The following is a 25,261-nucleotide window of genomic DNA, read 5'->3' as shown; positions in this document are numbered from 1 at the left end:
TGATACTGTTTTGAGGAGTGATATGTTCGCACCCCGGTCCCCCAAGAACCGCTTTGAGTCCGGTCTGTTTGCTTTTGCGTCGGCCATTTTGCTGCTGATGGCTTTTGTCGGCGTCGCTCAGGCCGAGGATACCGTTGTGGATGGCATCGTGGCCACCGTCAACGGCAAGATCATCACCCGCTACGACCTTGAAGGGCAAATGCGCCCGGTCTATGAGCAGATTCGCGGCCGAGTGCTTTCACCCGAGGAACAGCGCCAGGTTCAGTCATTGCGCCGCCAGTCTTTGGATCGCATGATAGACGACCTGCTTATTCAGGATGATGCCGAGCGCTACAAGCTTAAAATCACAGACGCTGAAGTGGTTGAACAGACCAAGCAGTTTCGCGAAAAACGCAAACTCAGTGAAGAGGACTTCAAGAAGCAGCTCGATAAGCAGCATATGAGCCTTGAGGAATTCTACAAGAATATGCGTCGTGACCTGATCAAGCACAGGCTTATCGGCGGTGTTGTCACTTCAAAGGTCGTGGTCACCGATACCGAAGTGGAGCAGGAGTACAACGCGCGCAAGTCTGAGTTTTCCCAGGACAGTTCCGTTCAGCTTGCGTTGATCCTGCTGCCGGCATCGATGAACGCGCAGAACCTGAAGGCTGACATAGAGGCTGGAAAGATGACCTTTGCCGAAGCTGCGGAAAAGTATTCGACTGGTCCCGGGGCCAAGCAGGGGGGCGATATCGGCTTCATTGCCTGGAAGGACATGGCGCCGGAATGGAGTGAGGCGCTTAGGGGGCTCAAGCCTGGGCAGATTGCGGCGCCTGTGCGCATTCAAGACTTCGACGGGCTGCTGCAGGTCGTCAAGGTGAACGAAGGCGAGGAGCTTCCTCTGGATGCAGTGCGCGAGCAGATTTACAATTCCCTTCACGAGGGCAAATTCGAGAAAGTATTCAAGGAATATATGGAGAGGCTGCGGGGAAAAGCCGTCATCGAATATAGGAACTTGTAGCCCAGTTCGGCGTATATGCGGGGCAATGCCATGAATTTATTGGAAGTTGGAGAACTCCTTCGCAGGGAGCGCGAAAGGTGCGGAATAACCATCCGTGATGTGATGGAGGCGACGAAGATAAGCCGCCGCAACCTGACGGCTCTTGAAGAGGGACAGGTCAAGTCCTTGCCGCACCCCGTGTACCTCAAAGGCTACGTGCGCAATATCGCCAAGATGGTCGGCCTTGATGCCGACGCCCTGGCACAGGTGGTAGACCAGCAGTTCGATTCCGAGCTGTCGACGTATCTGCCCCAGGCCCCGATTGCTCCCCCGGCAACGGGAGCCTCGTCTTCAACGAGCGTCTCTCCCGGTTCAATTGAAAATGCAAAACCTGCGGTGACCATGACGGAGCAGGTCCCCTCAAGGCCGAGCGTCGCGCCGGAGCCGGAGGCCAGGCAGCGCTTTACTCCCGAGCCGCTGACCCCGCCCAAGCCGAACAAGGCTGGGACCTTGCGCTCCATCGCTGTGCTCATACTGCTGATCGGCGTCTTGATCGGTCTGCTCGTGCAGTACCAGCGCATGCAGGTGGAAACGCCCCAGGCTCCGCCTGAGCCGCCAGCAGCGGCCATCAATGCGACCATCCCCGACAATGCATCCATCGCCCTGGATAACGCCTCGGCGAATGCTTCGCTGCCCGACACGTCCAGCGCGGAGACTGCAGCAACGCCTGCTGCGCCAGAACCCTCGGCCAGCGCGACTCCTGCCGCCCCTGTTGCCCCTGCCCCGACTTCTGTCAACGTTCCGACCGCTTCCATCGAGGTGTCGCGCAGTGCGCCGGTGGTCGAAATGCGTACGCCGGGCATGCAGCAGTTGACCATCACGGCCAAGGCCGACGAGGTCTGCTGGATTCAGGTCAACGACGGACAGCAGGCCAAGAGTTTCACCCTGCGCAATGGGGAAACCCGTCAGGTGGAGTTTTCCCGCCGTCTGAGCGTTCGCCTGGGCAACGCCGGGGGCGTGAGCTTCCGCCTGAACGACAAGGACTACCCGTACGAGGGCAAACGCGGCAGCATCGAAACCGTGGAGTTCGGCGCGCGCTAACCCGCCGCCTGGGGAGCGGACGTGGAGTTCACCGAAAAGGCCCTTGTGCTCAAGGTGGGCCGGTTTCGGGAGGCGGACATCTGGCTCCGACTCTTTTTCGCGGGCCGTGGCATGGTCACGGCCTTCGCCTTTGGGGGCAGCCGAAGCACAAGGCGTTTTTGCGGCTGCCTTGACCAGCTGGTGCTCGGAACGTTCCGGGTGGGCAGCAACCGGCGCGGCACCTACAAGGTTCTTGAGGAAGGCACGCTGCTGCACGCGTTTCCTGGCTTGCGCTCCGATCCGCGAAAACTGGGGCTGGTGGCTCATTGCCTCAAGTTCGTCGAGGCGGTACAGGTCGGTTCCCAGGGCGCGCAGGCGGTTTTCGACCTTTTGCTTGAGACCCTGGGCACCCTGGAGAAGAGCGAGGTCGGCGCGGAGCTTTTGCCGCTCTTGTTCAAGGCCAAACTGACCTTTGAGCAGGGGCTGAAGCCGGACTTGACCTTGTGTGTGCGGTGCGGGCGTCCGGCCTGGGATCATGCGGGTGCCGACCATGAGCCGACGCAATATGCCTGCGCGAGCTCGAATCTCGGATTTTCTGTGGAGCGCGGCGGCGTGGTCTGCACCAGTTGCTGCGATTTGAGCTTTGACGCACAGGATGAGCCCTTCTCCATCGGAGCCGTGCGCACCCTGGAATGGATCGGCGAGAGCAGGCCCGCGGACTGGCCGAGGTTGACCCTTGCGCCGGAGATGCGCCGCCAGCTCGGCCGCGTGGTGGATCGCTTCGTCGCCTATCACTTGGGTCTTCGCTGGGAAAATGGAATGTATCGTAAAATCTAGTTTCTCTGGAGAGATAAATGCACTTTCAAGACGTTATCCAAACCTTGCAGCGCTTCTGGACGGACCGGGGCTGCGTGCTGGTCCAGCCCTTCGACATCGAGTGCGGGGCTGGAACCTTCAACCCCTCCACTTTTTTCCGCGTCATCGGGCCGGAACCGTGGAACGTCTGCTACGTCGAGCCTTCTCGCCGCCCGACCGACGGCCGCTACGGCGAGAATCCCAACCGCCTGCAACACTACTACCAGTTCCAGGTCATTCTGAAGCCCTCGCCGGACAACGTGCAGGAACTCTATCTTGAGAGCCTGCGCGCGCTGGGCGTGGACCCTGCGGCCCACGACATCCGCTTCGTGGAGGACGACTGGGAGTCGCCCACCCTGGGCGCGTGGGGCCTGGGCTGGGAAGTCTGGCTCAACGGCATGGAGGTGACGCAGTTCACCTACTTCCAGCAGGTCGGCGGCATCGACCTGTTCCCCACCAGCGTGGAGATCACCTACGGCCTTGAGCGCATCTCCATGTATCTGCAGGAAAAGGAATCCGTGTACGACCTCAAGTGGAACGACACGGTGACCTACGGGCATGTGTATCACCAGAACGAGGTTGAGCAGTCGAAGTACAACTTCGAGCTTTCAGACGCCGCCATGCTGCTCGATATGTTCAACAAGTTCGAAGGCGAGTGCAAACGCCTGATCGACGCGGGAGTGCCCTGGCCCGCCTATGACTACTGCCTCAAGTGCTCGCACACCTTCAACCTGCTGGACGCGCGCGGGGCCATCTCCATCACCGAACGCACGGGGTACATCGGTCGGGTAAGGAATTTGGCCTCGGCCATCGCCGCCCTGTACGCCGCCCAGCGCGAAGCCATGGGCCATCCCATGCTCGCCGAAAAATAGCCAGCCAAGCAAGCCGGAGCGCCACAATATGTCTGAATTCATTCTTGAGATCGGAACCGAGGAGATGCCCGCGCGGTTTGTGCCGCGCCTGGGCGAGGAACTTGTTGAATTGTTCGAGCGCCTGCTTGCCGAGGCGCGCATCGACCATGCCGGAGTTCGCGCTTTCGCCACCCCGCGCAGGCTCGTGGCGCACGTCTCCGGCCTTGCACCCTCACAGCGCCTGGAGGAGGAGATCGTCTCCGGGCCGCCGGTGAAGATCGCCTATGCCGACGGCAAGCTGACCAAGGCCGGCGAGGGCTTCGCCAAGACCCAGGGCGTGGACGAGGCCGATCTGTTCATACAGCAGACGCCCAAGGGCGAGTATCTGGCTGCCAAGAAAAAAGTCGGCGGCGGGCGCACCCAGGACATTCTGCCCGCGCTCTGCCTCACGGCTTTCAAGGGCCTCTCCTTCCCCAAGCGCATGAAGTGGGGCAGCCTCGATTTCCTGTTCGGCCGCCCGTTGCGCTGGGTGCTGGCACTTCTCGACGCCGACGTTGTACCCATCGAGATCGCCGGGCTGACCTCCGGGCGCATCACCCACGGCCACCGCGTGCTCGGCCCCGGCCCGTGGACCGTGGACGCTGCGGCGGATTATTTCGACATCATCCGCGACAAGTGCAACGTGGTGCTCGACGCCCGTGAGCGCCTGGAACTGGTTCGCGCCGAGGGTGACCGCCTTGCTACCAGCCTGGGCGGAACCGTGGTCTGGGACGACGGCCTGCTGCTTGAGGTGGCGAACCTCGTTGAGTTCCCCAGGCCCATTCTGGGCGAGTTCGCGCGCCTCTACCTGGAACTGCCCGCCCAGGTGCTGCTGACCAGCATGCAGAGCCACCAGAAGAGCTTCGGCATCCGCGGTGCTGACGGCAACCTGCTGCCCTATTTCTTGACCACGCTGAACATCGAGCCTCTCGACATGGCTCTGGTCAAGAAGGGCTGGGAGCGCGTGCTGAAGGCCCGCCTGGAAGACGCCCGCTTCTTCTGGGAGGCTGACCTTGCCGCCAGCCAGGACAAGTGGCTCGCCAAGCTCGACAGCGTGGTCTTCCTTGGTCCGCTGGGCAGCATGGGCGACAAGTCGCGCCGTTTGGAGAAGCTCTGCGCCCGCCTGGCCGAGGCCTGTGCCCTGCCCGTGGCCGACATGTCCCGCGCCGGACGCCTGGCCAAGGCCGACCTCATGAGCGAGATGGTCTACGAGTTCGACAGCCTGCAGGGAGTCCTGGGCGGCATCTACGCCCGCAAGAAGGGCGAGAGCGAGCTGACGGCCCAGGCCATCGCAGAGCAGTACCTGCCCGCAGGACCGGACTCTCCCGTGCCCGCCACCCTCGCCGGGGCGCTGCTCGCCATTGCCGACAAGGCCGATACCATGGCCGGGTGCTTCGGCCTGGGCATGATCCCCACTGGCGCCGCCGATCCCTATGCGCTGCGACGCGCGGCGCTCGGCATCAGCCGTATCGTCATGGAGCACGGGTTGCGCCTGAAGCTCGATGAACTGCTTGGCTGGGCCCAAGCCGGGTACGAGAACGTGAAGTGGAAGCTCCCTCCATCTGAGGCGAAGTCCAAAATGCTGGAATTCTTCGGTTTGCGCCTGCGCGCGCTCTTTGCGAGCGGCGAGGCCGACAGCCGCGTGGCCGACGCCGCCCTCGGCGCTGGCTTCGATGACATCCGCACCCTGAAGATGCGTTTCGACGCGCTGACCACCTTCAGTCGCCAGCCGGACTTCGAGCAGGCTGTGCTGACCTTCAAGCGCGCCGCCAACATCATCCGCAAGCAGGGAGCGGAGGCCGGGGCCGCGCTCTCCGCCAATGTAGACGTGGCGCGCCTGGAAATGGACCAGGAGCGCGTGCTGGCCGAGAGTCTGAGCGTCAGCGCCGGACGCTTTGAGGAGCTCTGGGCTGCGGACGACTTCGCCGGACTTTTCGCCATGCTGGGCGAGCTCCGGCCAGCCGTGGACGCCTTCTTCGACAATGTCATGGTCATGGCCGAGGACGCGGATTTGCGCCAGAACCGCCTGAACATTCTCTTCACCCTGGTAGAGCGGCTGGGGCGTCTTGCGGACTTCGGTGCCCTGCAGGTGTAGGCCTGCCACAAAAAACCGCTTGACAAGCGCATGGCGCTGTGATTAAGGACCCTCTCTCGACTCAGTGTCGAGACTGAACAACACAAAGAATCAGGAGAAAGAGCCTTGGCCAATCATCCTTCCGCCTTGAAGAGGCACCGTCAGAGCCTGAAGCGTCAGGCGCGCAACAAAGCCGTCAAGACCCGCATCAAGAACGTGGTGAAGGCCGTGCGTCAGGCCCTGGCCGAGAAGAACGCCGAGTCTGCCGCTACCGCGCTCAAGGCCGCCAGCTCCGTGCTCGACCGCGCCGCTTCCAAGAAAGTCATCCACTGGAAGAAGGCTGGCCGCTGCATCGCTCGCTTGCAGACCGCCATCAACAAGATGGCCGCCGAAGCCTAGACAGAGTCCCTTATCTGACAATAAAGCCCGCCGCGGATTTCCGTGGCGGGCTTTTTGCGTTGGGGAACGTGCGCATCATTGGTTTGCGGCGTTTACCCAAGCGTGGGCTGGCAGATAGGGCTAGTCACCTGCCCCAAGGCCCACGGCCACCGGCGCCCAGCCGTCCTTCATGGTCGGCTTTTTCTCCGCCTTTTCGAGCTTCATCTCCGGGATCAGCGGATGGCCCAGCGCCGTCTTCTTGCGTATCTCGGCGATGGCCGCCTCTTGGGCGACATAGCGCTCGGCCAGTTTGGGGTGGGTGCTGCTGCGGTTGATGGACCGGGGCGAGTCGAGCGCGAGTCTGCGCAGAAAGGCGGGAGCTCCTTCGTATTCAAGACCTGCCCTCGCGGTCAGGTACAGGCCCACGTAGTCAGCTTCGAATTCGAGATCAACGCTGCTGTCCAGGTAGGAGAAGTTGGCGTAGACGGTGCCGACGTTGGTGCCGGTGGAATTGTTCAAGACCTTCATGACGAAGATGTCCTTCCAGTACTCCAATTCCTTCTTTTCCCTGTGCCCCATGATATTGTGTGCAAGCTCATGCCCAACAACCATTCCGACGATGCTGTCACTTTCAAAGGCGTTCAGAAGCCCTGTGTTGATTGAAATGGACGTGCCAGTGGCATAGGCGTTTATTTCGCCGTTTGCCACGAGATGCACGGGGTAGTCGCATGCCATGACTGGTTGAACATAGGCAGTGATTATTTCAGTGTTTCGCAGTAGGCTGAATTTGATGGGCTTTCCTGACTCCACCAGCGGCGACATATGTACCTTGAAATACGCTTTCGCATCCAGCCCTCGTGGCGTTTCGATGTCGTTGACGGCCAGGATGATATCGCCAGCGCGGATGCCTGCAATGTGCGCGGGGCCTTCACGGCCAACTATCGTCACTCGCAAGCGTTCGTCCAGCTCGTACAAGGTTCTCATGACCTCGCGCCTACGTCCGCTATAGCTTTCAACGTTGGCGACTGACATGGAGATAATGTAGCTGGTGTTGTCTTCGCACAGGTCCGCATTGTTGATGAGCAGGGGGGTGGCGAGATCGAAAACCCTTTTGCTCATCTTCTGTTCGCGTTCCGCCGTCATTTCATACATGCGGTTGGCTTCCGCAGCCACCGCGCCCTCGTCGAGGTCCGGGCGTTGGGTTACGGCACCACAACCGGCGATAAGGGTAAGCGCTGCAAATAACGCAAGAATTCTGACAAAGGGCATGTCTGGCCTCCGTTGGGGGGGTATTCGCCAGACTGTATTGGAAAGCGTTGAGCTAGTCCACCCTGTAGTGGCAGCCCTGGCTCTTTGTGTTGCGCATGGCGGCAAGGGTCACCACGTAGGCTGTCTGGCAGCCGTGGAAGAGGTCGATGATGGGCTTGCTGATGGGGGTTTTCTTGTAGAAGTCGTGCATGTTCTTCGACAGGTTGCGCAGGTCCTCGAAGGCGCGGCGCAGGCGGGCGGTGGAGCGGATGACGCCGACGTAGTTCCACATGGTGTTGCGGATGGTGGCCCAGTCCTGGGCGATGAGCGCCGGGTCCTCGTTGTGGATGTCGCCGGGGTTCTGCCAGTCGGGGATGGCGCCAGCCATTTTCTTGGTGACGCGCCATTTGGAACCGAGGCGCTTGGCGATGTCCTGTCCGGCGCTGTAGCCCCAGAGCAGGCCTTCAAGCAGGGACGTGCTTGCGAGGCGATTTGCGCCGTGCACGCCGGTGCAGGTGCATTCCCCGGCGGAGTACAGGCGCTCAAGGGTGGTGCGCCCGCGCGTGTCGACGAGGATGCCGCCGCAAAAATAATGCGCCGCCGGTACAACGGGGATCGGGGTTGTGCGGATGTCGATGCCCTGCTCCAGGCACTTGCCGTAGATGGTCGGGAAGCGTTCGGTCACCTCGCGGTGCATCCCGCGTGTCGTGTCGAGGTAGACGCAATCCTCGTCGGTGCTGAGCATCTCGGCCATGATGGCGCGGGTGACGATATCTCGGGGGGCAAGGTCCGAGCGCTGGTCATAGCGTTGCATGAAGGCCTCGCCCTTGCTGTTCACAAGGCGCGCGCCTTCTCCGCGCACGGCTTCGGAGATGAGGAAACGCCGTTCGAAGCGCTTGGTGCCCTGGTAGAAGGCCGTGGGGTGGAACTGGACGTATTCCAGGTTGTGCAGCTTTACCCCGGCGCGATTGGCCATGGAAAGCCCCGAGCCGATGGAGCCGCGCGAGTTGGTGGTGTGCAGGAAGATGTGTCCGGCCCCGCCGGTGGCGAGAACCGTGAAGTCGGCCAGCACGATCTCCACCTGCGAGAGCTGCTCGTTGAAGACGTATGCGCCGACGCACTGGTTTGCCAGGCTGTACTTGAAGTCCAGGTGGGTGGCGTGGTGGTGCGTGGTCAAAAGGTCGATGGCGGTGCGCTTCGTCAGCACGCGGATGTTGGGAGACTCCTCAACGGCCTTGGTCAGCTGCTGCATGATGGTCAGGCCGGTGTGGTCGGCTGCGTAGAGGATGCGGGCCACGCTGTGGCCGCCCTCGCGGGTGAAGTACCAGGCGTCCGCATCGCGGTGCTCAAAGGGCACGTGGTAGGCGTCGATGAGCGTTTTCTGCAGGACTTTCGGCCCCTTGTGGCAGAGGTAGCGCACGGCCCGCAGGTAGTTTTGGCCCCATCCGGCGGTCATGATGTCCTTTTCAAGGATGCCGGGGTCGTCGTCCTGCGAATGAAAAACCACGCCCCCCTGGGCCAGGCGCGTATTGCCGGAGAAAAGATCCTCGCCAGCGGTGAGCAGGGTCACGTCCGCGCCGGTTTCGGCGAGGGTGAGGGCGGCCATGGACCCGGCGATGCCGGAGCCGATGACCAGTACGTCGGTCTTGAGGCGATAGTCGTTCATCCAGGCTCCAGGCGACAGGTGGACAGCAGGAGGCGCTACGCGCAGATGCGCAGCATCCGCTCCAACGCCACCCGCGAATGTTCGGTGACGTCGTCGCTAAGGGCCAGCGGCGTCGCTGAGTCGAGATTTTCAAGCAGCGCAAGCAACCGCTCTTCCGAAATTTTTGCCATGTTGGAGCAAGCCAGGCGCTTGAGCGGGAAGATCTCCTTGCCCTCTGGGGTGTGGCGGGCGGCCAGCCGCTCGACCAGATTGCATTCCGTGGCCACCGCGATCTTTGATCCCGCCGGGGCGTTGGCGCAGTATTTGATGAGGTAGGAGGTGGAGCCAGCGCCGTCTGCCGCGCGCACGACGCCCTGGGAACATTCCGGGTGCACGATGACGCGAACCCCCGGTCTGGTGCGGCGCAACTCCTGGATTTGGCTCTTCTTGAACTTGTGGTGGATGGCGCAGGCGCCGGGCCAAAGCAGCAGGCGGGCGTACTGTGCCTTCTTGTGGTCAAGGCGGGCGCCGCCGTCGCGGATGTCGATCTCGAGGCGCTCGGTGGTGTCGATGTTCAACTGGTTGGCCGTGTTGTGCCCCAGGTTCTTGTCGGGCAGAAAGAGCACCGCGTCGCCCTGTTGGAGCGCCCATTCGAGCATGACCTTGGCGTTGGCGGAAGTGCACACGCTGCCGCCGTACATGCCGCAAACGGCCTTCACCTCGGCGGAGGAGTTCACGTAGGCCAGGGGGATCACCAGGCGACCGTCGTCGCGCAGGGCGGAGAGCACGTCCTCCACGCGCTGGGCCGGGGCCATGTCGGCCATGGGGCAGGTGGCGTCCACGTCGGGAATGTGGATCTTCTGCCCTGGCCTGGCCAGCGCGCAGGCGGACTCGGCCATGAAGTAGACGCCGCAGAAGACTATGTGTTCGGCAGCCAGTCCGTCGATCTTGCGCGCAAGTTCAAGGGAATCTCCCTGGAAGTCCACGTGCCGGATGACCTCGTCGGACTGGTAGTGGTGACCCAGGATGGCCAGCCTGTTTCCGTACTGCGCGCGCAGGGTCTCAATGCGTTCGTTCAGTGCGCTCATGCTTCTGTCCTTATGATATTGGCCTCATGCTGGCTGCATACTCGCCTTATTCCGGATATTCAAGCCGACGCTTGGTCCAGGGGGCGCTATTCTAGCGGTTGAATGCGCATGCTCAAGTCTGAACACGGTGCGGAATGCGTGATGCGACCGACAGACACGAAGTCCGGGCCTGCCGCACCAATCTCGGCGATGTTCTCCAGGGTCACGTTGCCGCTGGCCTCGGACTCTATGCCCTCGGGGATGCGGGCCAGGGCCTCTCGCAGCAGGGGAACGGCCATGTTGTCCAGCATGATGCGCTGGACGCCAGCGCTGACGGCCTGGTCGACTTCATCGAGGGTGCGGCACTCGACTTCGATGGGCGGGCAATCCTCGGGATAGGCCAGGCGCAGCTTCTCAACGGCGGGAATGATGCCACCCGCGCGGTCTATGTGGTTGTCCTTGACCATGAGCATCTCGGAAAGGTTCAGCCGATGGTTCCTGGCGCCGCCCACAAGCACGGCGTACTTCTCAGGATAGCGCAGGCCCGGCAGGGTCTTGCGCGTGTCGAGCAGAGTGGTGCGCGAACCTTGCAGCGCGGCCACGTATTTGGCGGTAAGGGTGGCTATTCCGGACAGGTGCCCCAGGTAGTTCAGGATGACGCGTTCCGTGCGCAGCAGGTGGGCGGCCGGGCCTTGGATGGCCGCCAGCATGGCGCCTGCGGACACGCGGTCGCCTTCGTCCACGTTCAGCATGTGCTGGAACTCGCACCCGGCGAATTCCAGAATGAGCGGGATAAGCGGCAAGCCGGCGACAATGGTGTCCTCCTTGGCTACGATATGGGCCACGGCGAGGTCAGAGTCCTCAAAAATTCCAAGGGAGGTAAGGTCCTTGCCGTCCTCGCTCAGCGCGATGCGGATGCCTGCCAGCAGGAACAGCTTGGCCTCGGCCTGGAAGAAGGTGTCGAACAAGGATTCAGGCAAGGATGCGGACATGCGCGCGTCTCCCTTTCATGGTGTGGACGAGATTGGTAGGGGAGGAACGGCGCTGCGTCAAGAGTCGGCCCTCACGGCCAGCCGGGGTTAGCGGACGAGCGTGCGCTCGATGTAGGTGTCGCGCTGGCCTGAGGGATTGGCTATCTCATGGGGGCTGTAGTTCAGCGAAGTGCGAACCGACGGCTTCATGCCGCCGCTCTGCTTGAGTTGCGGCAGGAGCGAGCGAGTGTTGCGGTTCACGGGAACTGTCCAGCTGTGCGCGGCCATGACCTGTCCGTTGTCCAAGGCGGTCAGGCGCGCGGAGATGTACACCACCCTGTCGGCGATGAGGTAGGTGCCGGTGAGCTCACAAGGCCTCACCGGACTGAACTCTTCCTGCGTGCGCTTGTACTCCGCTTCTCTGGCTTCGGGCGAGGCGGGCATCGGGTCGTGCTCCACGGGCTTCTTCACCACAGTTGGCGGTATCTTGGCTGGACCATCGGTGACCATGAAGCTGCGGGTCGCAAAGCGCGCCGCCACCTGCTCGGACACAAGGCGGCCAAAAGGCGACGGATCAGCGGGGTCGATGCGGTTGGTGAAGCGGTCGTAGTAGATGGGCGATTTTTTGTTCAGCGCGGGCACGAACAGGCCCATCATGTCGTCAGCCGCATCGTAGTTGATGTCGATAAGTGGGGTGTTGTCCTCGGGGAAGAGCTCCGCCGTGGTCGGCCGTGTGCCGAGCACGTCGTCCTTGGCATCCACGACCGTCCGCTTGATGCGGTTGTAGTAGGACGTTGTTGCGCTGCCGCAACCGGACACAGCCGCGCTGACCAGGAGGATCAGGGCCAGCAGACACACTTTGCGGAGGCGGATTGTCGCGTTCATGTCTCGTTGTCCGGGGAACATGTTGTTGACGATGCTTATCCTTGCACTGAACATATCGTTCGTTTGGCGAAATAACTTTACGCCAGGAACAGCTAGGCGTCCAGCGTCGGCATGGCCTGGGCAACAGCCTCAAGCAGCATGGCCATGTCTGCTGCGGCGCGTCCAGCCATGTCAAGGACTTCCTGATGGCTTGTCTCGGCCATGCAGTCCGGCAGGTTCTTGTTGGTCAGGCAGCTCAGACCCATGAGCCGCATGCCCATGTGCGCGGCGGCGATGGCCTCAATGGCTGTGCTCATCCCTATGGCATCCGCGCCAAGCTGCCGATAAGACCTTGTCTCGGCAGGCGTCTCGAGGTTCGGCCCGGCAACCTGGATGTAGACGCCCCGCTCAAGCACCAGTCCCAGGCGCCTGGCCTGGGCGTTGGCCAGGGCGACAAGGCCGGGGCACCACACCCGGCTCATGTCCGGGAAACGCGGGCCCCAGGCGTCGACGTTGGCCCCGGTCAGCGGGCTCTGGCCCGTGAAGTTTATGTGGTCGGTGATGGTCATGAGCGTGCCGGTGGAGAAGAGCGGGTTCAGGGCTCCTGCGGCGTTGGTCAGCACCAGGGTGCGCACGCCGAGCTCAAAGAGCACGCGCACAGGAAGGCAGGCTTCGGCGGCAGAGTAGCCTTCGTAGAGGTGCACGCGCCCGCACAGGGCGATGACCGGTCGTCCGCCGAGCAGCCCGGAGCGCAGGAACCCGCCGTGGCCCTCGACAGTCGACTGCGGCAAGCCGGGAATGCCGGAGTAGGGCAGGTCGGTGAACTGGGTGATCCGCTCGCGGACGGCCCCAAGGCCTGACCCGAGCACGAGCCCCAAGGTTCCTGCTTGAACATTGCATAGTTTTTCGCGTATGAAGCGGGCAGAGTGCCGAGCAGTTTCGTGGCAGTCGATTGAGTTTTTCATCATGGTGTTCTTCTTGCCCCCTTTGGCAATGTACCTCAGGAGCGCCGGAAAGCACAAGCCAGGGTAGGCACAGCGTATGGATTTCGCAACCCTCATAGGTCTCTTCTCCGGACTTTCGCTGGTGATGGTCGCCATCTTCATGGGCGGTCAGGTCAATATCTTCCTTGACTTGCCCAGCGTCATGATCGTTGTTGGCGGCACCTTCGGCACGATCTTCGTAGCCTTCCCCTTTGAGGAGGTCGCCCAGGCGCTCAAGGCCATGTTCAAGGCCTTTTCATCAAGAAAAGTCCAGGTTCGCGAGGTGGTCGGCACCATGGTCAAGATCGCGGAGATCAGCCGTCGCGAGGGACTTATCGCCCTTGAGAACGTCAAAACCGAGAATATGGTCCTCAAGAAGGCCTGTCAGCTCATCGCCGACAACGCCGATCCCGGCCTCATCCGCAGCACCCTGTCCATCGAGATCAGCTCCATGAAGCGTCGACACAAGGTCGGTGAGGAAGTTTTCAGGCGCCTGGGCAGCCTCGCCCCGTCCTTCGGAATGATCGGAACACTCATCGGCCTCATCCAGATGCTGGCCAACCTGAACGACCCCAAGTCCATCGGCCCGGCCATGGCCGTCGCCATCATCACAACGTTCTACGGCACCATCCTGGCCACGGTCATCTTCCTGCCCATCGCCAACAAGCTGCGCACGCGAACACTTCAGGAAGAACTGCACCTGGAAGTTATATTCGAGGGCGCCAAATCAATCCTTGAGAACAACAACCCATTGCTCGTCTCGGAAAAGCTTTCCTCGTTCCTTGCTCCGTCTGAAAGGAAGTAGCCCATGGCTGAGAGCGAAGAAAGAATTCCGCCGCCCATTGAGGAAGATCCTGGTGATGTTCAGGAATGGTTGACTACATTCTCTGACCTGACCATGCTTCTGCTGGTGTTCTTTATTCTTTTGTACTCCATGTCCGTGCCGGACGAGAAGAAGATTTCCACTGCGCTGCAGGCTGTGACGGCGGCGCTTGGCGGCAAGGAGACCTCCATGGCCACCAGCACCATCAGCCAGCAGGAGGCGGGGGTCATTCTTGACCAGGTGATGATGAATCGCCAGATTCAGCTTGCCCAGCAAAAGGTCTTTTCCGACGTTAAGCTTCTGCAGACCAAGAAGGGTCTGGAAGGGCTCGTGGGCGCCAACTTCGAGGATGGCGTCATCACGTTGCGCGCTCCCGGAGATGTGCTTTTCGCCCGTGGCGAGGTGAACCTGACAGAGAAGGGCCTGATGATCATTGCTGAGATGAAGGATTTCTTCATCCAACACCCGGACCAGACCATCAACATTCGGGGCTATACCGATGATCAGCCTCCTCCACCGGGTTCCCGGTTCAAGGACAACTGGGAGGTTTCCTCCATGCGCGCGGTGAACGTGCTGCGTGTCCTCATGTCCATGGGGATTGAGCCCAAACGGCTGACGTCGACGGGCTTGGCGGACATTAGTCCGCTGTTTCCGAACACAAGCGAAGAGTATCGGGCCCAGAACCGCAGGGTTGAATTTGTGCTGGAAAAACGAGTCTTCGGAAAGTAAGGTGCTTCCGACGCGTCGAATCAACTCCCCTGCATGGGGGCAAAAGTCGGCGTAATGCCAAGAATCCGCGAGGTGCTGCATGGACTTCGAAATCAAGGTTGACGAGGAAGACAAGCTCCGCCAAGCCTATCGCACACGCGTTCCCGGGCTTGACATCCGCATCAACACCAAGAACGGCCCCCGGGATTTTCCCGTGAGCGACATCAGCGCTTCGGGCTTCGCCTTTGAGGACAATCCGCGCGGGTATAGCGCCGGCCTTGAGTTCACTTTCGATCTCATGCTGAGCAAAAAGCTTTTCCTGGGCGAACTCAAGGGCAAGGTCATGCGTGTGCTTGATCGGGGCATCATCGGGTGCAACTTCCAGGCTATGGACCGCCGTCAGGAAATCAAGCTCGACAAGCTCGTGCTTGAGGTCCAAAAACGACTCATCGAACTGCGCAAGGCCAAGCGCGCGGCAGAATAGCCGGCTTGTCCCGGGGACCGGGAATGGCCAAACACACTCTGCTCATCGCAAACCGTGGCGAGATCGCCATGCGTATACTGCGCGCCTGCGTGAAGCTCGGGCACGACTTCGTCTGCGTCTACACCACCGCTGACGAACAGTCCGGGCATGTGCGGCTTGCGCGCGAGCTCGGCGGCCCTGAACGGCTCTACCGCATCCACTCCTATCAGGACCCGAGCGAGATACTGGCGGTGGCCGATGCCTCCCAGGCCACCGCGATCCATCCCGGCTACGGCTTCTTCGCCGAGGACTTCCGTTTCGCAAGACGCGTCGAGACGCGCCAGCGCCCCCTCATCTTCATCGGACCCTCGTGGACGCTGGTGCGCGACCTGGGCGACAAGATCAACACCAAACGCATCGCCCGCGCTCATGGCGTTCCCACCATCCCCGGCTCGGACCGGCCCATCTATGACGAGATGGAGGCCGTGGAACTGGCGCAGACCATCTTCGCCTTCCAGCAGGACCAGGGCATCGCCGAAGGGTGCGTGCTGGTCAAGGCCTCGGCCGGCGGCGGAGGCATGGGCATCGAGGAAGTCTTTGATATCGACAAGTTCCGCTCCGTGTACCGGCGCATCCGCAACTACGCCAAGCGCAACCTGAGTGACGAGGGCGTGCTCATCGAGCAGCGCATCTTTGATTTCAACCACCTGGAGGTCCAGGTGGTGGCCGAGCGTGGCGGGAAGAACGCCGTGCATCTGGGCACGCGCAACTGCTCCGTGCAGAGCCTGGGCCGTCAGAAGCGCATCGAGGTTGCACCGGGCTTTGACCCCGTGAGCCTGACCTATGCCTTTGACGCCGCCAAGGTGCTTGACTCCATCACGACCCACAGCGTGAACATGTCGCTCCAGGTCGGGTACGACAATGTGGGCACCTGGGAGTGGATCGTGACGCCGAGAGGCGATCCCTTCCTGATGGAAGTCAACACGCGCATTCAGGTGGAAAACGGCGTCTCCGGCATCACCTCGCGCATCCGCGGCCGGGCCGACGGCCAGCACGGGGTGGACGTCATAGCCGAGCAGATCCGTCTGGGCCTGGGCGAACCCTTGGGCTACACCCAGCAGGATGTCACCTTCGCCGGAGTGGGCATAGAGTACCGCATTCTGGCCGAGGACCCTGCTGACCGCTTTACCCCGTGTCTGGGCCGTATCGAGGCCTTTGGCTGGCGTGAGGAACCCTGGCTTCAGGTGTTCACCCAGGTCCCGAATCTGAAAGACGGCGACAAGCCCTACGAGATACCCATGGACTTCGACCCCAACCTGGCGCTTGGCATCGTCTGGGGCGAGAGCCTGGATGAGGCCCGCAAGCGCGGCGCGGAGTTCCTGAACGCGCTTGTGCTCCGCGGCACGGATACGCGCGGCGAGCCTCTGCGCACCAACGTTTCCTTCCTGCTCAACCGCACCCAGACCATCCTGCACTTCTAGGCGGCAGACGTGGACCAAAGCAATGGACATAGATAAACGCACTCAGGAGCTGGCCGCGCGGCTCACCTACATTCAGGACATCTTCGGCCAGCGCGAGAACTCGTCCGTGGCGTTGCTGAGGACCCGGCTGGAGGAGTTTCTGGAGCAGGCCGCGCACCTTGGCATGCGGGAGCTGTCCCGTCAGGTGGCCAAGCTGGAGGAGCTCTTCTCGCTACTGGAAGGCAAGCTTGAGGTCGAGCTCACGCCCATGGATCGCGTGCGCATCGTGCGCCACCCGCAGCGCGTGTCCCTCAAGGACATCCTCGAAAACGTCTACGACAACTACACCGAGATCGGCGGACAGGACGAGTGGAGCATCGACCCGGGCATCATCATCGCCCGCGCCACCATTGCCCGCCGCATGGGCAAGAAAACGGTGCACCAGTCGGTGATGGTGATCGGCCAGGAGAAGGGCCACGGCCAGGAGTTCCGCAACGGCGGCTCCATCAAGCCCTGGGGCAACGCCAACGCTCTTTACTACATGCGCGTGGCCGAGATCGAGAACATCCCCATCCATTCCTACGTGTTCACCCCTGGCGCCTTTCCCGTGGAGGACTACCCCGGCGCCGCCCAGCAGATTGCCAAGAACCTTTATGTCATGGCGGGGCTGAGAGTCCCCATCATCAGCGTATTCTCCGAGGGCGGAAGCGGCGGGGCCGAGGCCATCGCGCTGGCCGACAAGCGGCTTATGCTCTCGCACGGCTACTACTCTGTCATCTCTCCCGAGGGCGCCGCGGCCATCGAGGGCGGGCTGAAGGGCAAGGCCACGCCTGAACTGATTGCCCAATGCGCCGAGAGATTGCGCATCACGGCCTCCGACAACCTGGAGCTCGGCTTCATCGACCGCGTGGTGCAGGAGCCGCCCCTTGGCGCCCGGCCAGAACACTATGATTTCTTCCGCAAGCTCCGGCGTGAGGTCATACGCGCCACGGACGAGGTGGTAGACGCCGTGGAAGCCCTCGGCCCGTTGCGTGGCATGGCCATCCGTCGCCAGGGCAAGTCTTTGGATCCACAGGATATCTTTGTGCGCTGGTCGCTTGGTCAGAGCGCCCGGAAGAAGCTGGTGCGCAGGCGTTTCGATAAGTTCCGGGCCATGAGCCGCTCTGCCTGCCGCGACAATCGAACCCTTGGCGCGCGCATCTATTCCAGCCTGGAGGGCATGCTCTGGTCCGCTCACAGCACGCTGCGCCACGACTTTTTGGCCCCGCACAAACGTCGTCTCTTGCGGATGCTTGAGGCCGCCGAAGCCGAATTGCGGGCACTGCGCCAGGGCGTTGGCGGTCCGCTGGGAAAGCTTCTTGGTTTGGGCGACGGTCAGCAGCGCCGCCTGGAGGTGCCGCCGGAGGCATTGGAACGACTGACCAACCTCTCCTGCCCGGAAGAAGGGCCATGCCGCCTGGAGGACTCCTGGGTGTACGTGAGCCCCAAAAGCCGCGAGGACCGCACCCTCACCTGTCCGAATGCGCCGACCCATGGTTGCCTGGATCTTTGGTCACCGGACCTCTTCGGCGAATTCGCCGGTGTATGCTCCCATTGCGGCCACCATTTTTCGTTGGAATTCCAGTGGTATTTGTACAACGTCTTTGATTTTGCCTCAGCCTACGAGTTCAACCGCGAGTTGGAGTCCGGCAACCCGTTGTCCTACGAGGGCTTTGACCTGAAGTTGGAGCAGGCCAAGCGGAAGACCGGCCTGGGCAGCTCCTGTATCACGTTCGAGACGCGTATCGAAGGCGTGACAACGGTTGTTGCGGTGCTGGTCAGCCCGTTCCGTGGCGGCACGGTGGGCGCGGCCGAGGGCGAAAAGATAATCCGCGCGGCCGAGCGGGCCATGCTCAAGCGCGCTCCGTTCATCCTGTACTCACACGGAACGGCAGGCATCCGCATTCAGGAGGGCACCTGCGGGGTCATCCAGATGCCGCGCGTGACCATGGCCGTCCGCCGCTATATCGAGGCCGGAGGCCTGTACCTGGTGCTGTATGACACCAACTCCTACGCTGGACCGGTGGCCAGCTTCCTGGGCTGCTCTCCCTACCAGTTCGCCGTGCGCTCCTCGAACATCGGTTTCGCAGGACCGGGCGTCATTTTCGAGACCACCGGCGTCGAGGTGCCCCCGAAATATCACCGGGCATTCTCGGCCTTGTCGCGCGGGCACATTCAGGGTATCTGGGACAGGCGCGACATCAAGAAGAACCTGCACCAGGCGCTTCTGACCATGGGCGGCAAGAACCTGTATTACCGCTAGCGCGAATAAGATTATTAATTCCTGACAAATAGAACAGCATGCCGAAACGGAAAAGAAGCCGTAACGACTAATGCGAGGGACACGCTTTGCTGAACGTTAAAGAAATGCTCGAGGAATTGAACGCCTCGCCCTATGAAGAGATCGAGATCAACACCCCGCACACGGGTGTTGTTGAGTTCGTCGGCCTGAACGCCGGCGACCGCGTCACCGGGCCTTCCGGGAAATGGCTGGAGCGCCCAGGCACGCTGTTGGCCCACCTGACGCGCGAGAGAAACAAGAAGCCCATTTACGCCACGCAGAAGGGCCAGGTCATGGACATTCGCAGCGAGCTTGAGGGCAAGTTTGTGGAGGCCGGGGAGCGGCTGCTCACCATCCGCCACTTCCTGTCCAAGGAGGAGGTCATAGGACGCATCCTCAAGAAAGCCCTGCACCTATTCTGCGCGCCGGAACGCGCCAAGTACTACTTCGTCCCCGAGATCGACGCCAAGATCAAGGCCGGGGGCGAGCAGTCGGTGAAGGTGCGCGAGGGGTTGGACATGTTCATCGTGTCGCGCATGAAACGCGAGACCCCGCTCTCCTATTCCGGGCCGGAAGGCATCATCTACGCGGTATATTTCCAGCAGGGCGACAACGTCGACGGTGGGCAGCCACTCATCGGCGTGTGCCCCGAAAACCAGCTCAGCCTCATTCAGGATGTGGTCAACCGCGTCCAGGGCGAATGGGAAGAGCGCGACTAGGAGCTTTGGCATGGGCCGCACGCTGCAGATTCGCGTTTCCGCTACGACCTTCGATCCTGCCGAAGTACAGAAGCGCTGGCCGAGGCTTTCGGCCATGGCCTTCAGCCCTGTCGCGGTGAAGATCGAGGCCTTGCCGCCGGAAAAGCGCGGCGTGCTTGAGCTTGTGACGCACCTGGCCGATCGCCTGGAGATCGGCCTGCTGCCAGAAGAGGCTTTGAGCGAACTTCCTGAGGGCATCAGAAAGGCAGCTGCGGCCAAGGCGCGACTGGACGCCGAGCTTGGCGAATGGAACGCCCGCGCCGCCAATGCGGCTACCGACGCAATAGAGGACGCACTGGACGACCTTGAGTCCCAGTGCAAGAAATTCAAGGATCAGCCTGGACGCGACTAACAGCGTCTGTTATCAACTTTACGTAGAACGCATATCTTTGCAAGGAGTGAGCACATGGCTGGCAGCCTGAATAAAGTGATTCTGGTCGGACACCTGGGGCAGGACCCGAAAATTTCCTATGCGCAGTCCGGCCTGCCCATCGCCAACATGCGCCTGGCCACCAGCGAGCGCATCCGCGACAAGGACGGCCAGTTCACCGAGCGCACCGACTGGCACACCGTCGTGACCTTCGACAAGCAGGCCGACTTTTGCGGCAAGTACCTGGCCAAGGGCTCGCTGATTATGGTCGAAGGCCGTTTGCAGACCCGCAAGTGGCAGGATAAGGACGGCCAGGATCGCTATTCCACCGAGGTCGTCGCACAGCGCGTGCAGGCCCTTGGGCCACGTCCGGGCGGCGGCCAGGGTGGCGGTCAGGGCAGCGAGGGCGGCTACGCTCCGCGCCAGCAGGGTGGCAACCAGTATGGCGGGCAGCAGAACCAGCAGCGTGGCGGCGGCCAGAATCCGCCCTTCCATGACGATGAAGACCTTGGCCCGGCGTTCCCGTCCGAGGCCAGCGGCATGGACGACGTGCCGTTCTAGAGAGCATTCAGCCTCTGGCGGTCGGTGGGAATGATTCCCCCCGTCCCCCCTCATGCACGGCAAAGGGCCGGGTCGAGCTGATGCTCTTCCCGGCCCTTCGCAGTGATATGGAGTTGCCTCAGGCGAATTGATCCGACTTCCCTTGAATGCCCCGCTTGTTTACTGGGGACCCCAAAGGGCCTCAGGCCCTTTGGCCGCCGGAGGCTATTCTCTTACTTCCCGCCCAGCGCCACCCGCTCCATGTCCAATTCCGTCAGCAAGTCGATGAGCGTCCATGTCTCGCTGGTGGGGGTCAGCGTGGCCCAGTTCTGGCGTGGCAGTCCCAGGTGCTTCCAGGCAGCCATGAAGGTGTGCAGTTCCTTTTCGGTAAGGCCGGAAAGGATGACCGCACGCGGCAGCGGGCTGTCCTGGCCCTGGCCGTAGCCGCCTTCCTCGCTCAGGATATCACCCACCAGGCGGTCCATGTCCACGGCACCCGCGAACAGCGCGGGCATGTCCGCGAAATTCCAACGAACCATCATGGCCAGCAGAGTTTCCTGTTCGTCCGCCTTGTAGCCGCAGACAAGGCAGCGGCGCGGACCGTACAGCCGTTTCTTCGCGCTGTTCTTTATTTTGGAAAAGGAGGAAGCGGACACGGCAGCCCCGGTTTGGCGGTGATGCTGTAGAAGTGGTTGGAGGCGTAAGTCAGGCAGACTGCGAAGACCATGGCGCCTACGCCCACGATGACCGAGAGGATCGTATCGGTTGTGAGCGCCATGCGAATGAACAGCGTGGACAAAGCGAAGCCTGAATTACGGAAGATCGCGTGGAATTCCGGCATGTAACGCTGCGCAATGAGCACTATGAGGATGTCGGTGAAGACGAGCACTGTGTAGAAATCGTGGAACACGTCGAAATGCGGTTCGCCGCGTACGATCAAAATCCCGTTGTACACCCCCATGCACAAGAACGATCCAAGCACGAGGAGAGCCACGAGTTTCTTGGCGGCGATGAACTTCTGGAGGATATCTGGCGCCCAGTGCTTTGGCGCGCAACGCTGGGCATGCAGGTACGCCCCCAGCAGGACAAAGACGGCCAGCGCACCGGCTCCGTTCGTTGCCAGCCGCACCAGCACGTCCGTGTGGTTTGTGATGTCGACGGGAAAAGGCAGGTTGTTCAGCTCTTTGAAGGCGTTTCGCAAGAGGATGAGCGCCAGGATTTCAAATTGCTTGCCCACGGATCTGGACGTGGACTTGGGCAGGGAGAACACAAGATCCACAACCTCTAGCACCAGCACCAACGTGAAGGTGTGGGCCACCGCGTCAAACCGGTTTGTGGAGAGATAACGGGCGAGGAAGTCTGGCAACCAGCCCAGGCTGTTCAACTCGATGAGGGTCAGCGCCGTCAGAAAGTAGCAGATGAGCGCCTTGCCGACCCGGCGACGCGTCGGTTCCGACTCGGCAAACGCCTGCAGTCCGTCAAAGGCCTGGATAAGAGGACGTGTAAGGGCGTTCATGGATGACGTCGCTCAGGTCCTTAGACCTCGAAGAGCATCTCCAGGTCATCCCGCGTGAGCGACTTGAACGCCGACTGACCGGGAATGATGGACTCGGCCACGTCCTTCTTCATCTCCTGGAGCTTCAGGATCTTCTCCTCGACGGTGTTCTGGCAGATCATCTTGTAGGCGAAGACCTGCCGCTTCTGGCCGATGCGGTGCGTGCGGTCCGTTGCCTGATTCTCAACCGCCGGGTTCCACCACGGGTCGTAGTGGATGACGTAGTCCGCGCTGGTCAGGTTAAGCCCGGTGCCGCCCGCCTTGAGCGAGATCAGGAAGATCGGGATGTCCGGCGAGTCGTTGAACTTGTCCACCTGCTCGAAGCGGTCCTTGCTTGAGCCGTCGAGATAGGCGAAGGGCACTTCACGGATCTGCAGCCAGGAGCGGATGATGTGCAGCATCTGCACGAACTGCGAGAACACCAGCACCTTGTGGCCGCCCTCCACGATGTCCGTCACCAGATCCTTGAAGGCGTCGAACTTGCCCGAGGGCAGGTTGGTGTTGATGCCTGGGATGTCGAGCTTGAGCAGGCGCGGATGGCAGCAGATCTGGCGCAGCTTCAAGAGGGCGTCGAGGATGGACATCTGGCTCTTGGCCAGGCCCTTCTCGTCCACGTCCTTGAGCACCTGGGCCTTGAGCCTGGCGGCCAGCGCTCCGTAAAGATCGCGCTGCTCGTCGGCGAGGTCGCAGTAATGGGTGGTCTCGATCTTGGGCGGCAGATCCTTGGCCACCTCGCTCTTGGTGCGCCGCAGGATGAACGGCTTCACGCGGGAGCGCAGGTAGTTGAGCGTTTCCTCGTCGGCGTCCTTGATGGGCTTCACGATGCCGCGCTGGAAGGCGTGCTGCGAGCCGAGGAAGCCCGGCATGAGGAATTCAAACAGGCTCCACAGCTCGAAGAGGTTGTTCTCGATGGGCGTGCCGGACAGGCACAGGCGCATCTCGGCTTCCAGGCGGCGCACGGAACGGGCTGTTATGGTGTTGGGGTTCTTGATGTTCTGGGCCTCGTCCAAAATGATCACGGTGTACTTGTACTTGCAGAGCTCCTCCAGGTCGCGGCGAAGCAGTGCGTAGGTCGTGATGATGAGGTCCGAGTCCTTGATGCGACTGAACAAATCATCGCGCTTGGCGCCGTAGATGGTGAGCCGTGTCATGGCGGGCACGAACTTCGCGGCTTCACGCTCCCAGTTGGGCAGCACGCTTGTGGGAACCACGATGAGGCTTGGACCCTTGACCCCGCGCTCCTTGAGGGAGAGCAGGAAGGACAAGGTCTGCACGGTCTTGCCAAGTCCCATTTCGTCGGCCAGGATTCCGCCGAAACCGTAGTCGCGCAGGAAATTCATGTACGACAGGCCCATGACCTGGTAGGGGCGCAGGGTGGCGTTGAGGCCCCTGGGCGGCGGCAGCTGCCGTATCTGCTGGAAGTTGCTGATCTTCTCGCGCAGCTTGACGAAATAGGCGTCGGTCTTTGCGCCGGGCATGTCGTCCAGCAGGTTGTCCAGCACCGGGGCTTCAAACTGCTGGAACTTCTTCTGCGGCGGCTTTTCGGGGTCGAAGCCAAGGGCCTTGAGCTTGTGCCCCAAGCGCCGGAGCCAGGACTCGGGCAGGCTGGTGTAGGAGCCGTCCTTGAGCTGGACATAGCGCTTCTTCTGGACCCAGGCCTTCCAAATCTCCTCGATGGGCACCTTCTGGTCGTCGTACTGCACGGTGAGATCAAGGGTGAACCACTTGTTCTCCTCGTCGCTCTTCACCTCGGCCACGATCTCGGGCTTGCTCAGGCGCACCTTGTAGCGGGTCAGGTTCTGCTCGCCGTAGACACGGTAGCCCTCGACCAGCATGGGGTAGAAGTCCAACAGGAAGTTGATGGCCGCCTCCTGCTCCATGAACCAGGTGTGGTTGCTCCTGGGCTGGAAGCCCATGTGCTGCAACTCGGCGAAGAGCACGGCCTCCTCGTCCTGGGCGCGGCGGATGAGGTAGCTTTTGTCGGCGTAGCGGTAGCTGCCGGTCTGCAGGTCCGGATTGGGGCCGGGCAGCGAGACCTCGCCGTGGTCGGTGTCGTACATGCACTGGATTTTGAGCACCAGCAGGCTGCCTTCCTCGTCGAGGAACAGCTTGGGGTTGAACTCGGCGGGCTGGAAGATCGGACCCATGCGCTCCAGGAAGTCCTCCTGGCCGTAGAGGTCGGAAACTGGAATCTTGGTCCACACGCGGTCCAGGTATTCGGATATGTCCGCGTGGGGAACGATGGGCGCCTGCTCGACCATCTCCTGGATGAGCTCAGGATCGAGTCCGGTCTGCACCGGATGGAAGTTGCCCTTCCAGTAAAGCCACAGGGGCAACCGCCCGTAGAAATAGATCTCGTCCTCCTTGCGGATGGAGAAGGGGGGGCGGTCCTCGCGCGAGAGCAGCAGGTCAAAGCCCAGGCCGTCCTCCGAGAGCTGGGGCGAGAGCTTGAGCTGCAGGGTCTTGCTCTCGATGCGTACCGGCTGTTCCGTGTCGCGAAGATAGATGTAGTACTCGTTCTTGATGGCGCGGAAGAACCAGGAGTGCAGGCCTGCCGGGAGCTCAACGCGGTGCCCCTGATAGTCAAGGTAGTGCGCGATCATGCCCGCTACCTTCGGCAAGCCCGGCGCGATTTCGCACCAGTCGGGGTTCTTTATGATTTGCTCCAGCGTGATGTCCTGCTGCACGCTTGAGATGCCGGACTTGTTCTGCCTGGCGCGGGCGAAGGATACCTGCAGTCGACCTGGCTCGGGGAAGAGTCGATACACCAGGTAATGCTTGCCTGGTTCGGGCTCAAGCTCGGTGGAGAAGAAGGTGCGGAAGGTTTGGCGCCAGTCCGTGCGGGGCTTGGGGACGTCAGTCTTCTTGGCGCTCGAAAGTGAATTGAGCATCTTGAGCGCCGTGGCGCCCACATGGCGGCACACGCCGGAAAAGGAGTCCGGGCAGTTGCAGTAGGAGTTGATGGTGCCGTCGCTCAGGTTCAGGCCGAGTTCGGAGGTGTAGATCTGGAAATCGTCACCTTGCACCTGCCCGTCCACGTCCAAAAATTGGTCGCGTTGCTGTATGTCGAGCTTCTGCACGCCATCGGACTCGACAATGGCCGTGGAATTCTCCACAATATAGTCAGGAATCGTCTCCCGTACAAAGCGGGTGAGGATCTCCCGAACCCTGTTCTCGTCTGCTATGGGCATGAAGCAGAAAACTCCTTAAGTGCAATATCATGCGCCGGT

At 61.6% G+C, this 25,261-nt stretch carries 23 protein-coding genes; 14 read left to right on the top strand and 9 right to left on the bottom strand.

Annotation, left to right across the window (positions count from 1 at the left end; genetic code table 11):
* The first annotated feature begins 22 nt into the window (after positions 1-22).
* From RDU24_RS01765 to rpsT, 6 genes are all read left to right on the top strand, one after another.
* A complete protein-coding gene (locus tag RDU24_RS01765; RefSeq protein ID WP_308734003.1) occupies positions 23-1,000 on the top strand; it encodes a SurA N-terminal domain-containing protein in 978 nt (325 codons plus the stop codon).
* Positions 1,001-1,015: 15 nt separating this feature from the next.
* Positions 1,016-2,080 (top strand): helix-turn-helix domain-containing protein, encoded by a 1,065-nt coding sequence (locus RDU24_RS01760; RefSeq protein ID WP_308734002.1) that lies wholly within the window; start codon positions 1,016-1,018, stop codon positions 2,078-2,080.
* Between the two features lie 21 nt (positions 2,081-2,101).
* Positions 2,102-2,896 (top strand): DNA repair protein RecO, encoded by a 795-nt coding sequence (gene recO, locus RDU24_RS01755; RefSeq protein WP_308734001.1) that lies wholly within the window; start codon positions 2,102-2,104, stop codon positions 2,894-2,896.
* Positions 2,897-2,913: 17 nt separating this feature from the next.
* The gene (glyQ, locus tag RDU24_RS01750; protein WP_308734000.1) at positions 2,914-3,786 is read left to right on the top strand and encodes a glycine--tRNA ligase subunit alpha; all 873 of its coding nucleotides are present in this window, start codon (positions 2,914-2,916) and stop codon (positions 3,784-3,786) included.
* A gap of 28 nt (positions 3,787-3,814) precedes the next feature.
* Positions 3,815-5,899: a glycine--tRNA ligase subunit beta gene (glyS, locus tag RDU24_RS01745; RefSeq protein WP_308733999.1), complete on the top strand. Its 2,085-nt coding sequence runs from the start codon at positions 3,815-3,817 to the stop codon at positions 5,897-5,899.
* A gap of 105 nt (positions 5,900-6,004) precedes the next feature.
* Positions 6,005-6,277, top strand: coding sequence for a 30S ribosomal protein S20 (gene rpsT, locus RDU24_RS01740; protein ID WP_308733998.1), 273 nt, complete (start codon positions 6,005-6,007; stop codon positions 6,275-6,277).
* Between the two features lie 120 nt (positions 6,278-6,397).
* Here rpsT and RDU24_RS01735 read toward each other — a convergent pair whose 3' ends face one another.
* From RDU24_RS01735 to RDU24_RS01710, 6 genes are all read right to left on the bottom strand, one after another.
* Positions 6,398-7,525 (bottom strand): M48 family metallopeptidase, encoded by a 1,128-nt coding sequence (locus RDU24_RS01735; RefSeq protein ID WP_308733997.1) that lies wholly within the window; start codon positions 7,523-7,525, stop codon positions 6,398-6,400.
* 52 nt (positions 7,526-7,577) lie between these two features.
* Entirely contained in the window at positions 7,578-9,170 is a 1,593-nt protein-coding gene (gene nadB, locus RDU24_RS01730) for an L-aspartate oxidase (RefSeq protein WP_308733996.1), read from the bottom strand.
* A 35-nt stretch (positions 9,171-9,205) separates the two neighbouring features.
* Complete coding sequence (nadA, locus tag RDU24_RS01725) at positions 9,206-10,237, bottom strand: quinolinate synthase NadA (RefSeq protein ID WP_308733995.1); 1,032 nt, start codon at positions 10,235-10,237, stop codon at positions 9,206-9,208.
* Between the two features lie 86 nt (positions 10,238-10,323).
* A complete protein-coding gene (gene nadC, locus RDU24_RS01720; RefSeq protein WP_374989735.1) occupies positions 10,324-11,208 on the bottom strand; it encodes a carboxylating nicotinate-nucleotide diphosphorylase in 885 nt (294 codons plus the stop codon).
* A gap of 87 nt (positions 11,209-11,295) precedes the next feature.
* On the bottom strand, positions 11,296-12,072 hold the full coding sequence (locus tag RDU24_RS01715) for a FlgO family outer membrane protein (protein WP_308733994.1): 777 nt from the start codon (positions 12,070-12,072) through the stop codon (positions 11,296-11,298).
* Positions 12,073-12,164: 92 nt separating this feature from the next.
* The gene (locus tag RDU24_RS01710; RefSeq protein WP_308734149.1) at positions 12,165-13,016 is read right to left on the bottom strand and encodes a purine-nucleoside phosphorylase; all 852 of its coding nucleotides are present in this window, start codon (positions 13,014-13,016) and stop codon (positions 12,165-12,167) included.
* Positions 13,017-13,092: 76 nt separating this feature from the next.
* On the opposite strand from RDU24_RS01710, the gene RDU24_RS01705 reads away from it, so the two are divergent.
* From RDU24_RS01705 to RDU24_RS01670, 8 genes are all read left to right on the top strand, one after another.
* Complete coding sequence (locus RDU24_RS01705; RefSeq protein ID WP_308733993.1) at positions 13,093-13,839, top strand: motility protein A; 747 nt, start codon at positions 13,093-13,095, stop codon at positions 13,837-13,839.
* A gap of 3 nt (positions 13,840-13,842) precedes the next feature.
* Complete coding sequence (locus tag RDU24_RS01700; protein ID WP_308733992.1) at positions 13,843-14,586, top strand: OmpA/MotB family protein; 744 nt, start codon at positions 13,843-13,845, stop codon at positions 14,584-14,586.
* Positions 14,587-14,665: 79 nt separating this feature from the next.
* Positions 14,666-15,049: a PilZ domain-containing protein gene (locus RDU24_RS01695; protein WP_308733991.1), complete on the top strand. Its 384-nt coding sequence runs from the start codon at positions 14,666-14,668 to the stop codon at positions 15,047-15,049.
* A gap of 23 nt (positions 15,050-15,072) precedes the next feature.
* Complete coding sequence (locus tag RDU24_RS01690; protein ID WP_308733990.1) at positions 15,073-16,509, top strand: biotin carboxylase N-terminal domain-containing protein; 1,437 nt, start codon at positions 15,073-15,075, stop codon at positions 16,507-16,509.
* A gap of 22 nt (positions 16,510-16,531) precedes the next feature.
* Positions 16,532-18,790 (top strand): acetyl-CoA carboxylase carboxyl transferase subunit alpha/beta, encoded by a 2,259-nt coding sequence (locus tag RDU24_RS01685; RefSeq protein WP_308733989.1) that lies wholly within the window; start codon positions 16,532-16,534, stop codon positions 18,788-18,790.
* An 86-nt stretch (positions 18,791-18,876) separates the two neighbouring features.
* Entirely contained in the window at positions 18,877-19,527 is a 651-nt protein-coding gene (locus RDU24_RS01680; protein ID WP_308733988.1) for a biotin attachment protein, read from the top strand.
* Between the two features lie 10 nt (positions 19,528-19,537).
* Positions 19,538-19,918 (top strand): hypothetical protein, encoded by a 381-nt coding sequence (locus tag RDU24_RS01675; RefSeq protein ID WP_308733987.1) that lies wholly within the window; start codon positions 19,538-19,540, stop codon positions 19,916-19,918.
* Between the two features lie 54 nt (positions 19,919-19,972).
* The gene (locus tag RDU24_RS01670) at positions 19,973-20,497 is read left to right on the top strand and encodes a single-stranded DNA-binding protein (protein ID WP_308733986.1); all 525 of its coding nucleotides are present in this window, start codon (positions 19,973-19,975) and stop codon (positions 20,495-20,497) included.
* A gap of 212 nt (positions 20,498-20,709) precedes the next feature.
* On the opposite strand, the gene RDU24_RS01665 is transcribed toward RDU24_RS01670, so the two are convergent.
* Genes RDU24_RS01665 through RDU24_RS01655 form a run of 3 tightly spaced genes read right to left on the bottom strand, consistent with a single transcriptional unit; the run spans position 20,710 to position 25,222 of the window.
* Complete coding sequence (locus RDU24_RS01665; RefSeq protein WP_308733985.1) at positions 20,710-21,132, bottom strand: DUF3783 domain-containing protein; 423 nt, start codon at positions 21,130-21,132, stop codon at positions 20,710-20,712.
* Positions 21,105-21,992: a hypothetical protein gene (locus RDU24_RS01660; protein ID WP_308733984.1), complete on the bottom strand. Its 888-nt coding sequence runs from the start codon at positions 21,990-21,992 to the stop codon at positions 21,105-21,107. The genes RDU24_RS01665 and RDU24_RS01660 overlap by 28 nt, the downstream gene beginning before the upstream one ends.
* A 20-nt stretch (positions 21,993-22,012) precedes the next feature.
* Entirely contained in the window at positions 22,013-25,222 is a 3,210-nt protein-coding gene (locus RDU24_RS01655; RefSeq protein ID WP_308733983.1) for an SNF2-related protein, read from the bottom strand.
* Between the last annotated feature and the right edge of the window lie 39 nt (positions 25,223-25,261).

Source organism: Humidesulfovibrio sp. (genome assembly GCF_031082295.1).
Taxonomy (GTDB): domain Bacteria; phylum Desulfobacterota; class Desulfovibrionia; order Desulfovibrionales; family Desulfovibrionaceae; genus Humidesulfovibrio.
Note: the sequence above shows the minus strand (reverse complement) of the source record. Positions and strands in the feature narration are given on the sequence as shown.

Coding starts and splice junctions, on each gene's coding strand:
- RDU24_RS01685 (WP_308733989.1), top strand. CDS start 16,532: ATGGACATAGATAAACGCACTCAGGAGCTGGCCGCGCGGCTCACCTAC.
- glyQ (WP_308734000.1), top strand. CDS start 2,914: ATGCACTTTCAAGACGTTATCCAAACCTTGCAGCGCTTCTGGACGGAC.
- RDU24_RS01705 (WP_308733993.1), top strand. CDS start 13,093: ATGGATTTCGCAACCCTCATAGGTCTCTTCTCCGGACTTTCGCTGGTG.
- glyS (WP_308733999.1), top strand. CDS start 3,815: ATGTCTGAATTCATTCTTGAGATCGGAACCGAGGAGATGCCCGCGCGG.
- nadA (WP_308733995.1), bottom strand. CDS start 10,237: ATGAGCGCACTGAACGAACGCATTGAGACCCTGCGCGCGCAGTACGGA.
- RDU24_RS01695 (WP_308733991.1), top strand. CDS start 14,666: ATGGACTTCGAAATCAAGGTTGACGAGGAAGACAAGCTCCGCCAAGCC.
- RDU24_RS01760 (WP_308734002.1), top strand. CDS start 1,016: ATGCGGGGCAATGCCATGAATTTATTGGAAGTTGGAGAACTCCTTCGC.
- RDU24_RS01700 (WP_308733992.1), top strand. CDS start 13,843: ATGGCTGAGAGCGAAGAAAGAATTCCGCCGCCCATTGAGGAAGATCCT.
- RDU24_RS01670 (WP_308733986.1), top strand. CDS start 19,973: ATGGCTGGCAGCCTGAATAAAGTGATTCTGGTCGGACACCTGGGGCAG.
- nadC (WP_374989735.1), bottom strand. CDS start 11,208: ATGTCCGCATCCTTGCCTGAATCCTTGTTCGACACCTTCTTCCAGGCC.
- RDU24_RS01715 (WP_308733994.1), bottom strand. CDS start 12,072: ATGAACGCGACAATCCGCCTCCGCAAAGTGTGTCTGCTGGCCCTGATC.
- RDU24_RS01765 (WP_308734003.1), top strand. CDS start 23: ATGTTCGCACCCCGGTCCCCCAAGAACCGCTTTGAGTCCGGTCTGTTT.
- RDU24_RS01710 (WP_308734149.1), bottom strand. CDS start 13,016: ATGAAAAACTCAATCGACTGCCACGAAACTGCTCGGCACTCTGCCCGC.
- nadB (WP_308733996.1), bottom strand. CDS start 9,170: ATGAACGACTATCGCCTCAAGACCGACGTACTGGTCATCGGCTCCGGC.
- RDU24_RS01690 (WP_308733990.1), top strand. CDS start 15,073: ATGGCCAAACACACTCTGCTCATCGCAAACCGTGGCGAGATCGCCATG.
- RDU24_RS01735 (WP_308733997.1), bottom strand. CDS start 7,525: ATGCCCTTTGTCAGAATTCTTGCGTTATTTGCAGCGCTTACCCTTATC.
- RDU24_RS01655 (WP_308733983.1), bottom strand. CDS start 25,222: ATGCCCATAGCAGACGAGAACAGGGTTCGGGAGATCCTCACCCGCTTT.
- RDU24_RS01660 (WP_308733984.1), bottom strand. CDS start 21,992: ATGAACGCCCTTACACGTCCTCTTATCCAGGCCTTTGACGGACTGCAG.
- RDU24_RS01675 (WP_308733987.1), top strand. CDS start 19,538: ATGGGCCGCACGCTGCAGATTCGCGTTTCCGCTACGACCTTCGATCCT.